11 protein-coding genes are annotated in these 16404 nt (G+C 35.3%); 5 read left to right on the forward strand and 6 right to left on the reverse strand.

Annotated features, from left to right (window positions below; translation table 11 throughout):
• Positions 1-59: 59 nt before the first annotated feature.
• Positions 60-1919 carry a glycoside hydrolase family 28 protein gene (locus tag GQR60_RS03580; RefSeq protein WP_124991614.1) on the reverse strand — a complete coding sequence of 620 codons (1860 nt, stop codon included), beginning with the start codon at positions 1917-1919 and terminating at the stop codon, positions 60-62.
• A gap of 145 nt (positions 1920-2064) precedes the next feature.
• Here GQR60_RS03580 and GQR60_RS03585 point away from each other — a divergent pair, with 145 nt between their 5' ends.
• Positions 2065-3279: a helix-turn-helix domain-containing protein gene (locus GQR60_RS03585; RefSeq protein ID WP_124991615.1), complete on the forward strand. Its 1215-nt coding sequence runs from the start codon at positions 2065-2067 to the stop codon at positions 3277-3279.
• A gap of 217 nt (positions 3280-3496) precedes the next feature.
• Here GQR60_RS03585 and GQR60_RS03590 read toward each other — a convergent pair whose 3' ends face one another.
• The 5 genes from GQR60_RS03590 to GQR60_RS03610 form a co-directional block, all read right to left on the reverse strand.
• A complete protein-coding gene (locus tag GQR60_RS03590; protein WP_225441322.1) occupies positions 3497-4912 on the reverse strand; it encodes a TolC family protein in 1416 nt (471 codons plus the stop codon).
• A gap of 13 nt (positions 4913-4925) precedes the next feature.
• Complete coding sequence (locus GQR60_RS03595; RefSeq protein WP_124991616.1) at positions 4926-8078, reverse strand: efflux RND transporter permease subunit; 3153 nt, start codon at positions 8076-8078, stop codon at positions 4926-4928.
• A gap of 37 nt (positions 8079-8115) precedes the next feature.
• Positions 8116-9273 carry an efflux RND transporter periplasmic adaptor subunit gene (locus tag GQR60_RS03600; RefSeq protein ID WP_124991617.1) on the reverse strand — a complete coding sequence of 386 codons (1158 nt, stop codon included), beginning with the start codon at positions 9271-9273 and terminating at the stop codon, positions 8116-8118.
• A 115-nt stretch (positions 9274-9388) separates the two neighbouring features.
• Entirely contained in the window at positions 9389-9886 is a 498-nt protein-coding gene (locus GQR60_RS03605) for a GbsR/MarR family transcriptional regulator (protein WP_124991618.1), read from the reverse strand.
• Between the two features lie 222 nt (positions 9887-10108).
• Positions 10109-10381 (reverse strand): hypothetical protein, encoded by a 273-nt coding sequence (locus GQR60_RS03610; RefSeq protein WP_124991619.1) that lies wholly within the window; start codon positions 10379-10381, stop codon positions 10109-10111.
• A gap of 577 nt (positions 10382-10958) precedes the next feature.
• Here GQR60_RS03610 and GQR60_RS03615 point away from each other — a divergent pair.
• The 4 genes from GQR60_RS03615 to GQR60_RS03630 all read left to right on the forward strand — a co-directional run bounded on the left by GQR60_RS03615 (position 10959) and on the right by GQR60_RS03630 (position 16396).
• Entirely contained in the window at positions 10959-12116 is a 1158-nt protein-coding gene (locus tag GQR60_RS03615) for a right-handed parallel beta-helix repeat-containing protein (RefSeq protein WP_124991620.1), read from the forward strand.
• A gap of 781 nt (positions 12117-12897) precedes the next feature.
• Positions 12898-14112 carry a sulfatase-like hydrolase/transferase gene (locus tag GQR60_RS03620; protein WP_160463403.1) on the forward strand — a complete coding sequence of 405 codons (1215 nt, stop codon included), beginning with the start codon at positions 12898-12900 and terminating at the stop codon, positions 14110-14112.
• 515 nt (positions 14113-14627) lie between these two features.
• Positions 14628-15854, forward strand: coding sequence for a DegT/DnrJ/EryC1/StrS family aminotransferase (locus GQR60_RS03625; RefSeq protein WP_225441323.1), 1227 nt, complete (start codon positions 14628-14630; stop codon positions 15852-15854).
• Positions 15818-16396: an acyltransferase gene (locus GQR60_RS03630; protein ID WP_124991622.1), complete on the forward strand. Its 579-nt coding sequence runs from the start codon at positions 15818-15820 to the stop codon at positions 16394-16396. Before GQR60_RS03625 ends, GQR60_RS03630 begins: the two co-directional genes overlap by 37 nt.
• Positions 16397-16404: the final 8 nt, after the last annotated feature.

Here is a 16404-nt window from a genome sequence, read left to right on the forward strand (position 1 = left end):
ATTACACTCATTCTCCTGTGTGTAACACTTTTTACAGGGGTGTTTCATAGATTTTTGTTTTACTTTATTTGACTAGGCGAAAAATAAGTGGTGATTATTTTCTGTTTTTCTTCAATTATATCTCCGTTATTATTGATTCCAACGGCGAATAATTTTCGGTTGTACTCTCCTTTAATTTCGAAATATGCGAAATCCTGAAAAGCAATTTTCTTTATTTCATTGATCATGAGGGGGGCAGGAGTGATCTTTAAATAGCTTTGCAAAGCTGATATAACTGCTTTTGGTAATTCACCAAATGTAATATCTGATTTGGATCGCATGATCTTCCCGTCGGCCAGAACTAAGAGCTTTAGTTCTTTTGACGATTCGAGTTTCAAATTAATGTTGTAGATAATATTTGACTGGGTTATCATTTGGTCAATATTATTGACAGGAATCTGAGGATAATTAGCCGCAAGTGTATTTTTCACAGATTTTGGAAGATCATTGAATTTTATATTATTGGAATTTAAAATGTCATCTTCGTTATGTTCCAGGTGGATTTTTGGAATTTGAATGTTCCCAACCGTATTTGTTCCCGAATAATTTTTCTCATTTTCCCGAACATTTGAAAAGCTCATGTTTTGCAGATTCTTTACAAATGAACCTTTAAAGGTTGAAAACTTAGAATCACGGACATTTACATTATAAATCAAATTTTTACTATGTCCGTTAAGAAGAAAAGCCCTGCCACAATTCTCGGCATTAATTTTATCGAGATGAATATTATATAACAATGGACTGGAATTGGATAGGTTCGAACTGTTGTTAATATTGCTAAGTAAAAATGAACCGGTAATATGGTTTGCCTGAATATTTTTTAAAAATATCTCGTGGAGCTTTCCCTTTAGTCCGGCATTGGCGAAAATACGCAAAGTAGTTTCGCTTGTGTCAATTTTTAAATCAGACAGGAAAATATGATTGGCTCCGGCTTGTGTTTGAGAGCTGATAATTACTGCCGAATAAAGAACATTTTCGAAAATTGAATTTTGGATTACGATATTCTTTGAAGCACGATTGTTTGGGATTTTAACCCGCCCCGAAAGAATCTTTACTCCATCGTCAACAAATTGAAATTTTGTACTGTCAACAAGAATATTTTCACTGCTTTCCAATCCAATTCCAATCTGGTCATATCCATGACTACTGATCAAACAATTTTTAATCGTTACATGTTTGCATAAAATTGGGTGAATAACCCAAAAAGGTGCATTTTTAATGCTTACTCCCGAAATATTTATTCGGGAACATTCCAAAAAAGTAATCAAATCCGGACGGATAGAGTGGCCATTCCCAAATTTACGGTTGATGGGTTTCACATTAGTATTTTCCAGCTCTTTCAATAATTCCCAATCCTTTCTTTCATGGAATTTCATGCTTTTCCAAACAGGATCATTTCCCTGACCGTCGATAATACCTTTGCCGCTTATCTGTATGTCGCTTGCATCTTTTGCATAAATCATGGATGAATAGTTCATGCATGGAATGCCGTTAAACCAGTTGTAAGCTAACGGATATATTTCAGGTTTCGCTATAAATTTGAGTTCAGCACCTTCTTCCAAATACAAATTTATTTTACTCTTCAGAACAATAGGTCCGGTATAATAAATTCCAGGAGGAATTAGAATTGTACCACCACCAAGTTCATAAACATGGTCAATTGCTTTCTGGATTCTTTGAGAATCATCCTCAGATCCAAAATCGATCAGACGTAAAGTATCTGTTGGGATTTTTGCAGACTGTATTTCATTTCTGACAGAATCGGCGTATTCCCAGCCATTGGAACTTTCAGGAACCGATTCATTGGATGCATTTTCTTTTTGCCTGTTACAAGCCAGCAATGCCATAATAAGAGCAATACATGAAATAGGAAGTCGCATAACTTTTTTTTGCTAATATAAGCGAAAGTCTTATAAACAGGCTGTTATTTTCTGTCATTAACTGTTATTGACCTATTCGTTTTTTGTTTTTATGTGTTATTTAAAATGATTTAGTAACTTTCGCAGGACAACCGTAATATCTACCATGAGTAACAATTTCGATGACAATTTCTGGCTGAATAAAATTGCCGGCAGCAAGTATTTTACATCTGCGAACGATGTTCGATTGCTTCGTTATTTGGTAAGCGCTACACGCGAAGATAAAATTCTGAAAGAAACGGTTATTGCCATTGACGTTTTCGGACGTGATGCTTCATTCGATCCCGGATCGGATTCTATTGTGCGTTCCAACATTTACAATCTGCGTAAAAAGCTCAATTCTTACTATCTGGATGAAGGAAATCATGATGCCGTGCGGTTTGTAATTCCGAAGGGAAGTTATCGTGTTGTATTTGAGGTGACAGAAACAAAAAAAAATGAGCAAAAACCAGAATTGAAAGAAGTAAAACCAAATTCGATTAGTCTCAAATTCTTGTTTCCGGTTTCTTTTATTCTGATGTTGATTTTTGCATTCCTTTATTTCTCAGACAATAGAAACTTCAACACTCAAAAAATAGAAAATGAAAATCCGGTTTGGGATTACTATTTGCAATCGGAAAACCCGCTGATGATCGTTTTGGGTGATTATTTTATGATGCAAAAAACGCAATTCCCGGATAGCAGCTTCAATTATGTTCGTAATCCGGAAATAAACAGCCAAAACGACTTTATGGTATATCTGGATAAAAATCCGGAGCAAAAAGCCAGTATGAAAAAATTGGGGCAAAGTTATTTTGGTGAAGAAATCCCCAACTGTTTTTTTCAGTTGATACAAATTTTCCAAAAAGCACACAAACCATTCAGTATGAAATATGCTTCGGAATTATCATTGAGTGATGTTCGGATGAATGACCTGATTTTTGTAGGCGATTTTGGCACTTTGGGAGTACTTAATCCTTTTTTCGCAAAAACCGGGTTTCATTATTCCAACTTACCCCCGGCTATTTTTATTTTAAATGAACAACAAGATACTACAGAGTATATTTCTCTAAACAATCCTGATCGATCGGTATTCCAGAATGATTATGCAATAGTCTCCAACATTTCGGCTTACGACGGAAAAAAAATCATGTTTTTTGTTTCTTTTCTGCCATTTGGCAAATCGGAAGCATTGTATAAGTTGAGCGAAACATCATTTCTGACTGAACTGACAGATAGTGTTGCTTTTTTTCCTGATGACTGGAACCTGATAATGAAAATTTCAGGTTTGCAATCTACAGGATTCTACTATGAAATTGTAAAGTTTGGAAGTATTGAATGAACAACATTCAAGGGATGAAAACAGACTGACATCAAAAGTGAAACCAACCGTATAACTAAAAACAGCAGCATGCCAGCTTTGAGCTAAGTATACTGCTGTTTAATTGATATGCTAAATCAAATATAAAATAAGATTTGACTGGATTACTAAATTGAAGAACTAACTTCAAAATCATCCTACCGATGCAATCCAGTCAAAATCTACCCACTATTAAATCTTACTTACGATTCCATCCACCACCTAACGAAAGGTATAATTTAACGATGGCATTCAATTGTTGGAATTTTGTGTCGATGGTATTAATCTCCGAAGAAAGGGCATTGCTGCGAGCTGTCAACACTTCAATATAAGTCGTGTTTTGGTAGCCGTTGTTCAGCAATTCTTCAGAATACTCAACAGCCTTTTTTAAAGCTTCCAATTCCATTTTCTGGATCTCGTATTTCTTTTGTTCAGACTGATAGCTGTACAATGCATCCGATACTTCTTTTCCGGCATTTAATATCGACTTTTGAAAATTGTAACGTGCTTCGGCTTGCTGTGCTTTGGCAACTTCATACCGGGTTCTGATGTTTCGTTTGTTAAAAAGTGGTTGGGTCAGATTCCCAATCACATTGCTAAATAAAGAGGACGTACTGAACCAATCATCAAAATTGATACTTTCCAAACCCGCACTTGCACTAATACTCAAACTAGGGTAGAAGTTGCTGCGGGCAACATTGGTCAGCTCAAAAGCATTCATCAAGCCATATTCAGCAACCATCACATCTGGTCGGTTTCTTAAAAGCTGTGCAGGAAAACCAGTTTGCAATTCAGCCGTAATCTTTTGATCGTCGAGTTTTCCACGAACAATAGTTCCTGCATTTTGTCCCAGCAAAAGAGAAATAGTGTTCTCTAATAGATTTACATTTTCTTCTAGATTTAAAAGAAGAATTTGAGTGCTGTACAACTGTGCTTCGGTTTGCTTCACAGCAGCTTGGGTCACTTGTCCGGCTTCTTTCAAGCTTTTCATTGTTGCCAAACTCTCAGTTCTGTTTGTTACTGTTTGTTTTGCAACATCAACCTGAGCATCTAAGGCAATTAACTGGAAATAAGCAGATGCCAAATTGCCAACTAACGAACTTTCTACAGCTCTTCGCGAAGCTTCGCTTTGTAAATAACCTGCTTGACTTGCTCTTTTGTTGCTTCTGATTTTTCCCCAGATATCGGCTTCCCATGAAATTGTACCTGTTAACTGGTAATTTTCGTATTCGGCACCATTTCCACCTGCCGCAATTCCTGTCAGGCTGTTGTCTGATGCTTCGTAATGCCCCCCATTAGCACTCATGCTAAGACTAGGCAGATAACCCATTTTTCCTTGTTTGTAATAGGCTTCGGCCGCATTTACGCGCTCAATTGCCATCAAGTAATCCAAATTGTTATCCAAAGCTTTATTAATTAAATTTTGCAGGTTCGCATCGGTAAACAATTCTTCCCAAGGCATGCTGGCAAGAGTCGCTGAATCAGTAGTTGAAACGTTGCGGTACTGATCTGAATTCTCTAGCTCCGGTTGCTGATATTTTTTGGCAACAAAACAGGATTGCAGACTGAATGCTGTTACAACCAGACTAAGTATTATATATCTTTTCTTCATCATTTCTTTCTCTATATTATTCTGCAGTTTCCAATTCGTTGTCTTCCGGTTTTGGAGCTCCTGTAATTTTTTCCTGAATTGTCTGGAAAATCACGAAGAAGGCAGGAATCACAAACACACCAAACAGGGTTCCAATTAACATTCCTCCAACTGCACCTGTACCTATTGAGCGGTTACCAACTGCACCGGCTCCATTTGCGAGCATCAATGGTACAATTCCCAGAATAAATGCGAACGAAGTCATTAAAATAGGACGTAAACGTGCTTTTGCTCCCTCAACGGCTGCCTGCATCAATTCCATTCCCTGACGTCGACGCTGTAAGGCAAATTCCACAATCAGAATCGCATTTTTTGCCAGCAAACCAATCAACATGATCAAGGCCACCTGGAAATAAATGTTGTTTTCTAATCCAATCATCTTTACAAAAAAGATGGCTCCAAATATTCCGATAGGAAGTGATAGAATAATGGAGAAGGGTAGTATGTAACTTTCATACTGCGCTGCAAGTAAGAAATACACGAATATCAAACTCAGTGCAAAAACTAAAATGGCTTGATTTCCTGCTTTTTGTTCCTCACGTGTCATTCCAGAGAATTCATACCCGTAGGTTGATGGTAATGTTTCTGCTGCAACTTCCTGAATGGCTTTAATGGCATCTCCGGTACTGTAACCAGGATTCACATTGCCGTTAATGGTTGCTGAATTGAAAAGGTTGAAACGGTTAACAACATCAGGACCACTTACTTTTTTCATGTTTACAAACTGACTTACCGAAACCAATTCACCTTGAGCATTTTTAACAAACACATTATTCATTGACTCAATTGTTTCACGATCTTCGGGAGCAGCCTGAATCATCACACGGTACTGTTTTCCGAACCGGTTAAAGTCGGCAGCATACCAACTTCCATAATATCCCTGAAGGGTTGAAAACAATGAATTTACTGAAATGCCAGCTTCTTTTACTTTCTCTACATTTATTTCCATCTCATATTGTGGGAATCCTGTATTAAAAGAAGTTCTCGCATATTTAATTTCCGGTCGTTGGTTTAATGCACCCAGAAACAGACCACTTTTGGCCATCAAGTCGTCAAATTCTCCATTCGACTTATCCTGCAAACGCATTTCAAAACCATCAGAATTACCAAAACCTCTGACTGTTGGAGGAGCAAAAAATAATATTGTTGCTTCATTTATTCCTGCTGTCATTCCAAATAATTGTCCAACTATTGCATCTACTTTTTGATTGTCCTGTTTTCGTTCTTTCCAGTTTTTTAATTTAATTACAGCGAAAGCTTTTGAGCCACCTCTGGAGCCACTTAACATACTAAAGCCAACTACAAACATTTTTTCCTGAACAACATCAATACGATTGATAATTGCTTCTACCTTAGTAACAACTTCGCCTGTTCTATCCAAAGTACTTCCGGCAGGTAATGAGATGTCACAGAAAATAACTCCTTGGTCTTCGTTAGGTATAAATCCTGTTGCAGTAGTTTTGAAAAACCATCCAGCTAAGGAGATGAAAACGACTAATATTACACCAGTTAACCACTTTCTCTGAATTAAATAGCGGACCGAGTTAGCGTATCGATTAGTCATTACTTCGAATCCCGTATTGAATGAAGTGTAAAATCTTTTTTGTAAATTTTGTTTGTGCTCTTCACTTGGTTTATGTGGCTTAAGTAAAAGAGCACACAATGCAGGACTTAAGGTTAATGCATTGATTGCTGAAATTACAATAGCAACTGCAAGCGTGATTGCAAACTGTTGGTAGAAAGCTCCTGTTGACCCTTTTAAAAAGGATACTGGAATAAACACTGCCGACATAACCAAAGTAATGGAAATAATTGCGCCGGTAATTTCGCTCATGGCCGATATAGTAGCTTTTTTAGCACTCTTCGCACCATGATCAAGCTTAGCGTGAACCGCCTCAACCACAACAATGGCATCATCTACAACAATACCAATTGCGAGTACTAAGGCAAATAGTGTCAGCATATTAACAGAGAAGCCAAAGAGGTTCAGAAAGAAGAATGTTCCAACAATTGCCACTGGTACTGCTATTGCAGGAATCAAGGTTGATCTAAAATCCTGAAGGAAAAGAAAAACCACTAAAAATACCAAAAGGAATGCTTCGATTAAGGTAGTAATTACTTTACTGATTGATGCATCTAAGAATTCATTGGTATTGAAAGGAATCACATAGTCAATACCTTTAGGAAAATTCTTTTTAGCAGATTGCAGTGTGCGTTCTACTTCTTTGATAATTTCCTGAGCATTCGATCCTGAAGTTTGATATACCGCAACTGCTACCGATGGATGACCATTGGTAATATTATTGGTAGCATAACTAAAGGCACCCAACTCAACTTTTGCAACATCTTTCAGACGAAGGAAATTACTGTTACCTTCCGAACGAAGAATAATATTATCGTATTCTTCTTTTGTGGAAAGTTTTCCTTTGTAGCGAATAACATATTCGAATGACTGAGATGAATTCTCTCCAAATTTACCTGGAGAAGCTTCCAAATTCTGCTCATTCAAGGCACTGACTACATCCTGAGGAGTAAGACCATAAGCGGCCATTTTTTCAGGTTTCAACCAAATTCTCATCGAATAATCACGTGAGCCAAAAACGTTGGCATCACCAACACCATTAACCCTTTTGATCATAGGGATTAGGTTGATACGAGCATAATTCTCAATAAATGTTGCATCTAAATCTTCGTTTTCGGTAAAAACGGAAAAGAACATCAAAACACTATTCTGAACTTTTTTTGTGGTTACTCCAGTTTGAATTACCTGTTGCGGCAATTTGCTGTTTACTGTTGCTACTTTATTTTGAACATTAACTGCTGCAATATCAGCATTGGTTCCTAATTCAAAGTAAACACTTATGGTTGCACTTCCATCGTTACTGGCAGTAGAGGACATGTAGGTCATGTTTTCTACACCATTAACGGCTTCTTCTATAGGAACGACAACACTTTTTAGCAGAGTTTCTGCATTGGCACCAGGGTAAGTAGCAGAAATCTGCACGGTTGGAGGTGCAATATCAGGAAATTGCTCTCTGGGTAAAGTAGAGAGTCCTAAAACTCCCAAAATTACAATGAGTATGGATATTACAGTCGACAATACCGGCCGTTCAATAAATTTTCTTAACATGAAATGTGATTTTTATTTACAGTTTAAAAACCTGATATTATTTTTTGGAAAATGCTCTGTTGTCTGGTTGAGTTGAGGAGCCGGTTTGTGGAAGTATTTGCATTCCTTCTCTAAGTTTGATTAATCCCCCGGCAACAAATACTTGTCCTTCAGTAAGTCCTTCTTCAATAATAAAATCATTACCAAGAGTTTCTGAAACAAATACTTCTTTAGACTCTATTTTGTTTTCATTACCAAGAAGATAAACAAAATGTTTTCCCTGCAATTCGAAGGTCGATTTTTGCGGTAAAATAATTGCCTGATCTATGTTAGATGGCAGTTTTATTTTTCCACTAATACCACTTCGTAATAAATTGTCTGGATTTGAGAAAATTGCACGATAGCTAACACTTCCTGTTCTTGGGTTTACCATTCCGTTAATGGTCTCAATTTTCCCTTTTTGATTGTAAATTGATCCATCTGCAAGGATTAACTCAACTTCAGGTAATGCCTTAATCATATCTTTAACGCTATTGCCGTTCAATTGTCGGTTGAATTGTAATAATTGTTTCTCGTTTAAAGAGAAGTAAGCATATACATTACTAATATTGGATACTGTAGTAAGTGGTTGAGATTCTGTACGACCAACTAAGCTTCCAATTCTATAAGGTATACTTCCAACAATTCCGTCAACCGGACTCTTGATAATAGTATAGTCTAAATTTTCTTTGGCATTCATATAATCTGCTCTTGCAGCTATCAACTGAGCTTTCGCAGCATTCAAATTGCTTTCTGATGTTTCTAATTGTACCGCGCTAATGATATTTTTCTCTACCAAAGGTTTTATTTTATTCACATCAACTTGTGCTGATACCACCTGAGCTTTTGCTACTTCAACATTTGCTTCGGCAGCTTTAACCTGCTGATTTAAAGTTTTGGCAGATAATTTAAACAGAATCTGTCCTTCTTTAACCTGGCTGCCTTCATCAATATAAATTTTTTCAATAAAACCATCCACTTTAGGACGAATTTCTATGTTTTGTTCTCCTTCTATATTTGCAGCATATTCTGTGTAAATAGTAATGTTCTCCTTTTTCACTGATTGTACAGGGAATGGCATTGGCCCACGAGCCATTTGTGGTTGCGATGAATCCTTACAAGATGATAAACCAAGTAGGATAATGGCCATACTTGCTAAGATGTAATTTCTTTTCATGATTTGAATAAATGTATAAATTGTTTTTAATTAGTTCCTTTAGTTCTATATATAGCGAACTTGTTGATTGTGCAAGTCCAAATTTGTTTAGGTGTTGATGTTATTTACTTCATATTTAATTAGTTATTGGGCATTTCGCTTTTATTTGATCACGAAGCTGTTCCAGAAGTCTTACAGTATTTGATAAGTAGTCTAAATAGGGCGTTTCTTGATTAGAGCCATATTGCCGGTCAATCCCATTGGCTGTTTTTTTGTACTCTAATATCTGTCCAACCAAAAAGTGTTCTGTTTTATAATCAGCTATTTTTTCTTCAATTCTAGAAATGAATCCAACAGGTGATAAGGTATAGTACTTTTTCCGGTCACCAGGTTTTGTAAAATACACAATCATATTCGATTTGGTGAGACTCTGAAGATTAGTGGAGATCGTACTTTTGCTGGCACCTAAAAAATGAACCAAATCATCAAAAGTGGCTCCATTTTCTTTATTGATGAAAAGGGTCGCGAAAATTCTCGCTCCGATAGGGGATAACTTTTCTTGTCCCTCCATAAACAGACCAAACTTTTCCACTAAATATTTCTTTTCCTCTTCCAAATCTTTACTGCTTTTCATTTTTCTTAAGTTTTTCTGGAACAAATATACATTTAGTTCGGTTTCAACCGAACTAAAAAATGTTAAAAAAATAAAAAGAATCTTATGCAATCGATGGAAGAGCAATAATAAATTTAAATGTATCAATAATTGATATTTCGTTGGGGAAAAAATGGATTCGATTTAATGAAGTTGTTTAAAGATGTCAAAGTAAAATAATGATAAAAGCAAAGATATTCGGAGCTAACCAATGTGTTTTTTTGTTTCAAAACGTACAGGTATCGATTTAAAAGTATTTAACCATGCATTGATTCTTTCAACAACAAACTGTTGCTTATAAAGTAATTTGTCAAAGAATGAAACGTCATTTTCACATGCGCGTTTATTTTGATCAATATTATCAATTACATCACAGATGTAACAATGTTTTCTAAATTCCTGCGCATCAAATCCTGCATCAACATTAAGAAAAAATCCATCAATATGAATATTGCTTGATTTTAATGAATCAGTCATGTACTTAAAGTTGCTGACAAAATGTTTTACATGGAATGCTTATTGATATGATAATTAGTCACTTCGATTCGTGTAGTACTTTCACGCACTGTGGATTGTTTCTACACTATATAAATTTGAATTTTTGTTGTTTAGATTGATTAAAAATACTTAAACTTTTGTAACATTCACATTTCCCGTCCGTTAAATGCCTTAGAAAGTTTCAACCCAGTGGATGAAATTTTTTTGGCACAGAATTCTCTAAGTGAGTTGTGAAGTTGAAAAATGTCTAATTAATTACTGATGGCAAAATTGAAAGAGAAAGGATCATATATTGGATTCCGCTTTAAGAGCTTACAAAAGAAAGCTCATCTTGATAATCCTTCCAATAAAAAGAAAGGTTTTGAATTCCTCAAAATCATCCATTTTTTTACCCCTCACGATATTTTAATGTTGATTCATCCAGAGTGATTACAGCAGTTTTATTCCTCAAACTTTGGTTAATATTTGATTAATAATCTAAACGAATAGTTTGGAATGAGGTGTCTTTTTGCAAAAAAAATAATAAGAAAATAAACTATCTTTAATAATAATATCAATGAGAAATAAGAGTAGAGTGATTGCAGTAATGATGATATTGACCATGTGGTTTTCGTTTGCAAGTTGTGATGATGAATTAGTTGAAGAGCAGGATTCAACCGAGATTGTTGAACCAATAGTTGACGGGAATAATGACGGCACAACAGTTGCAGACACTACTGGTGGTACTAATACTGAGAATAGACCAATAATTGAAAATCAGACTTTTAATAAAACCTTGATTATTGATGGTCATGAAAATGATAGTTTGATAATACGTAACTGTACATTTGAAAACATGTCTGATATTGCTCTTTTAATTAAGACTGTAGATCACGTGATTATTAGGGATTGTATTTTCAGGAATCTGCAATCGCATGCGATTTTTTTACAAGCCGGTCAAAGCTCCGATGACATTTTAATTGAAGGAAATGAGATTTATAATGTTTCAGGAATAGGAATATTTGCTGGGGAAGATCATATTAATACTAAGTGTTTGGGTAATATAATTAATGAAGTGGGTCTTGTTAATATAGACGGACACACTCCGCACGGTATTTATTTGTGCGGGAAAAATTTTATGATTGAAGGAAATACCATATCTAAATGTGGTTCGGAAGATGGTAAAGGAGTAGGAATTAGTGTACGATCTTATGGAACCATTTCGAAAAATAAAATTTATGATGGAAAAGCCAGTGGCATATCTTTCTCAAGTGATCATTCTGCTTTTTATGGCACATTATTAATTGAAAACAATGTGATCTTTGATAATTTCGAAAATGCGATTAGTCTTTACATGTCAAATGAAGACTCACCTCTTGGAAAAGTTACAGTCCGATTTAATACTTTATTATCCGGCAACAAACCTGTTATTTATGCCAATACCTGGAAAAGCATGGAAAGTGAGTTAGAATCTTTGGGAAATATACTAATTAGAACCGATGGAGATATTAATTATGTTGATGTTTCAACATCGAATCCATTTATTGAATCTCAAAATCTGGTAAGTAGCGGGGATCTTGGTTTTTCAGACTTTACAGATAGAGATTTTCATCTGATTTCAGGTTCTAAAGCGCTCAATTTTGCAGTTGGAATTCTTGATTTCCCTCGAAAGGATATGGAAGATAAAAATAGGAGCTCGTCTGATTTAGATGCCGGAGCATACGAAGCTAAATAATTAACAAGCGCAAAATAATAGGATGGAAAAGGGCTGTATCTTGATTGATACGGCTCTTTTTGCATAAAAAAATATATGTTTGATAACAATTGCGTCCTAAACGTTTTTTGAGAATAAGTATTAATTACTTCTTTTATAAAGACTTACAGCTCGTGATAATCTTAAGGGGTACAATTTAAGTTAGGTATTTGCTTGGCATCTTTTTTAAAGAGCTTTCGTTTTAGTTCAAACCTTTAGTAAGACCGGGAAGCTGAGAACTTGTTCGAAGATCGCCCGTACGCACTTAGGTTTGAATTAAATAAGGAAGTTTTTTAAAAAGCAGCCTTGAATTTCTTTGCTTCGTTTCTTGTTTCAAGACAAGAAATGATGTCGGGTTTGGGCGGAAAGTCCAATTGTTAAAATCAATTAGGACAATATTGGTTTGATAATTTCCATTGTCAGGCTGATATTTGTTTTTTACAATATATGTTCTGAACTTGTATGTAGCATAATTAGAAATGATTTCTAAAAATAGTTACTTAACAGAATGGAGGAATCTGAACCATGTTTTTTGCCTCTTCTGCATTTATACCGATTAGTATCTAAATTTACTCAATCATTTCTCCCAAAGAATCTGATTATAATTGAGTTTTAGTCCCGAGAACCCGGGACGACATTATACCTCTGTGCAAATTTGTCTGTAAAATGGTATTATTCCCTGATATTAAATCATCTGCCATAACTTATTGCAGAAACTGATAATTATAGTGTTGCTAATTTACGAATATTAAAACGAACTGATGTGAAAGAAAAAATACTTCTGATTTCGAAAGATACGCTAAGAACAGCAGCATTAGGTTGTTATGGCAGTGAATTGTGGAAAACTAAAAATATTGATGAGTTGGCGGATAAGGGAACCATTTTTCACCGGCACTACACTGCCGCTGCAACCTCAGCAATGTCATACTCTTCAATGTTCACAGGAAAATACTGTCATGAATTGGACAGAAAGGAATTTACTGAAGTTGAAGTTTTTAAAGGAGAATCATTATTTCGAATTCTGGAGAGTAAGGGATATGCATGCCATATATTTTGGGGTGAAAGTTGGTTTCAAAATGTGGTTCCTTATACGAAAATATACGGAGAGAAGACGAATTTTCATAATCTGGATATTGAGCAAAAAGTTGGCTCTGAACGAATAAAGAGAATCGATGAGGAGGCTGTTATTCAGGAAACATTAAGTAAAATTGTCGATGGAGTTTTAGAGATTATTGAGACTAAAGTGTTTATTTGGGTTCATTTTCCACATGTTTTGTATGGTAAAACATGCTATGATTCAGATATTGAAGTTTTTGACGAGTTTATTGGTGAAATGCGGAAACATTTTAGTGATGATTCCATTTACATTACTTCTGATCATGGTCATATGAATATGTCTAAAGGGGTTCCGGTATATGGATTTCATCTTTATGAAAGTGCGGTTAAAGTTCCTCTGATTACACCTAGGATTGATGGCAACAAAACAATTGAATTCCCTACCAGCCATATTCAGTTAATGGATATAATTCTTGAAGGTAAAATAATTCATAATGATCATGTATTTGTTGATACTCAATATTTTCTGCAGGAAAACCGGAAATTAGCAGTTGTTAAGGACAATTTTAAGTATATCTTCAATAAGAGGGGTAAAAAAGAAGAACTCTATGATTTGGAAGCTGATCCTGGAGAGAATGTAAATCTTCTTCAGAGGCAAGTTGAAGAAAAGGGTAGGGGAAAACTCTATTGGTTAGATGAGATCTACTATTACAAAAAATGGGATGTGGTACATTCTGTATACAGAGACCTAAAGTCGGAGAAGGACAAAGTTTGGAGAGAAGGCAGTTTTATTGATGAATTGCTGTATAAAATTAATTTTAAACGAAAATATCTTATTAATAAATTCAGGAATAAAAGATATTTGATAAAGGGGAAAGGAATTTTAGATTCAAATCCATTTGTAATCAATTACAAAAGATGAGAAAACGGTATAAACACTATGTTTACAGAGTATTTGTTTAATTTTTCTTATGGAATGATAAGGGTGTTTTATGGAAGGAAAACAATATTTTGTAAAAGAATTTATTTAAATCGACAGATTTAACAATTTTTTCATTGATTATTATTTAAAATGGTTTGAACTTGTATTACTTGCAAACAGAAAATAAATAAGATACATGAACTGCGATGATCGAAATTAAGTAATTGTTTGCTTTATAATTTTATTAAGAAATAAAATATTAGCCCAATTTTGTTTCAGTGAATTTCACCTCACAAAGCAAAGCTTTGGAGAAAGAAACAATTCAATCCCATTCTTTATTTCGTGGGATTGAGGAAACGAAGTAGTGCCCAAGTTCTTCCTTTATTAGGATTTTATTGCCTTAATAAACCTCTCTCTATTCCTCCCTCCCTCTTCTAAATTTAATCTAACATATTACATCATTATGCAATTTTGATGTTGTAGCTGTATACTTGAAACTTTGTAAAAAAAATCAGATGGGTAGGGAGATTGTGATGGTTGATCTGATCGGGCAATACACCAGATTAAAAGATGAAATTGATTCAGCAATAAATAGAGTTTTACTATCAGGTAAATTTATAAATGGCCCGGATGTAAGCTGTTTTTCTGAGGAATTCGCTCAATGGATGGGCATAAAGCATGTTATTCCATGCGCCAATGGCACCGATGCTTTGCAATTGGCAATTATGGCTCTGCAATTGCAACCGGGAGATGAAGTTATTGTTCCATCATTTACTTATGTTGCAACCGTAGAAGTAATCTCATTACTTGGGTTGAAGCCTGTATTTGCGGATGTAGATCCTAACACATTTAACTTGGATGTTAATGATGTACAGAAGAAAATTACAGAAAAAACTAAATTAATTATTCCAGTACATCTCTTTGGTCAATGCGTAGATATGGAAAAAGTAACCCATATCGCAGAAAAATATAATTTAAAGATTGTTGAAGATACAGCACAGGCTGTTGGAGCTGTTTACCATTATTCTGATGGAAGGTCGGTTAAGGCTGGAACTATAGGTGATTTTGGAACAACATCTTTTTTCCCATCAAAAAATCTGGGATGCTTTGGTGATGGAGGAGCGTTATTTACAAACAGTGACGAATTAGCAGCCAGAGCCGGAATGATGGCTAATCATGGTCAAAGAATAAAATACCACCACGATGTTATTGGTTGCAATTCCAGATTGGATAGTATTCAAGCGGCCATTCTGCGAATTAAACTTCGCTGTCTGGACGAATTTACTGAAAAAAGAAGGTGTGCAGCAGCCTATTACCATAGTCAACTGAGATCTGTTCGGGGCATTTCAGCTCCTTCTTGTTCAAACTTCTCAACGCATGTTTACAATCAGTTTACTCTTAAAATTGATTTAAGTGATCGATTTCATATTAGGTATATAAGAGATAAACTGCAAAATGAACTGAAAAAAAGAGGAATTCCTTCAATGATTTATTATCCAATTCCTCTTCATCTGCAAAAAGCATATTGCAACCCGGACTATCCAACTGGCTGTTTACCTGTGTCGGAGCGACTAAGTGAAACAGTGTTATCAATCCCAATACATACGGAAATAAAAGTGGATGAATTGAAATTTATCACTGATTCCATTAAGACAATTATGAATAATATCCTGATAAATGTTCCTATTTCAAACAATAAATTTAAATGGAAGAAAACTATTTTGCCCACGAATCTGCTGTAATTGATGAAGACTGTAGTATTGGGCAAGGAACAAAAATTTGGCATTTTAGCCATGTAATGAGTGGATGCACAATTGGTCCAAATTGTAATCTTGGACAAAATGTATTGGTAGCTAAGGGAGTTATTTTGGGCGAGAATGTAAAAGTGCAAAACAATGTATCCTTATACACCGGAGTAATTTGTGAAGACAATGTGTTTTTGGGACCTTCTATGGTTTTTACGAATGTAATTAATCCGCGGTCAGCCATTATCAGAAAGAATGATTACAAAGAAACGATTATCCGCAAAGGAGCTAGTATCGGAGCCAATGCAACAATTATCTGTGGTACTGAAATTGGTAAATATGCTTTTGTAGGAGCAGGTGCGGTGGTAACAAAATCTGTTAAAGATTACGCTTTAGTTGTAGGAAACCCATCTAAACAAATTGGTTGGGTAAGTGAATATGGACATAGGTTGAATTTTGATGAAAATGGGTTCGCAACTTGCTGGGAAAGTGGTCAGGAATATCTTATTAAAGATGAAATGGTGTGGAGGAATGAGTGAGTATATTG

It is taken from the genome of Labilibaculum euxinicum, assembly GCF_009795715.1.
GTDB lineage: Bacteria > Bacteroidota > Bacteroidia > Bacteroidales > Marinifilaceae > Labilibaculum > Labilibaculum euxinus.

Excerpts from the sequence above, each read along its gene's own strand:
- GQR60_RS03610 (WP_124991619.1), bottom strand. The coding sequence starts at position 10,381 with ATGACTGATTCATTAAAATCAAGCAATATTCATATTGATGGATTTTTT.
- GQR60_RS03580 (WP_124991614.1), bottom strand. The coding sequence starts at position 1,919 with ATGCGACTTCCTATTTCATGTATTGCTCTTATTATGGCATTGCTGGCT.
- GQR60_RS03590 (WP_225441322.1), bottom strand. The coding sequence starts at position 4,912 with ATGATGAAGAAAAGATATATAATACTTAGTCTGGTTGTAACAGCATTC.
- GQR60_RS03605 (WP_124991618.1), bottom strand. The coding sequence starts at position 9,886 with ATGAAAAGCAGTAAAGATTTGGAAGAGGAAAAGAAATATTTAGTGGAA.
- GQR60_RS03595 (WP_124991616.1), bottom strand. The coding sequence starts at position 8,078 with ATGTTAAGAAAATTTATTGAACGGCCGGTATTGTCGACTGTAATATCC.
- GQR60_RS03585 (WP_124991615.1), top strand. The coding sequence starts at position 2,065 with ATGAGTAACAATTTCGATGACAATTTCTGGCTGAATAAAATTGCCGGC.
- GQR60_RS03615 (WP_124991620.1), top strand. The coding sequence starts at position 10,959 with ATGAGAAATAAGAGTAGAGTGATTGCAGTAATGATGATATTGACCATG.
- GQR60_RS03625 (WP_225441323.1), top strand. The coding sequence starts at position 14,628 with ATGGGTAGGGAGATTGTGATGGTTGATCTGATCGGGCAATACACCAGA.
- GQR60_RS03630 (WP_124991622.1), top strand. The coding sequence starts at position 15,818 with ATGGAAGAAAACTATTTTGCCCACGAATCTGCTGTAATTGATGAAGAC.
- GQR60_RS03600 (WP_124991617.1), bottom strand. The coding sequence starts at position 9,273 with ATGAAAAGAAATTACATCTTAGCAAGTATGGCCATTATCCTACTTGGT.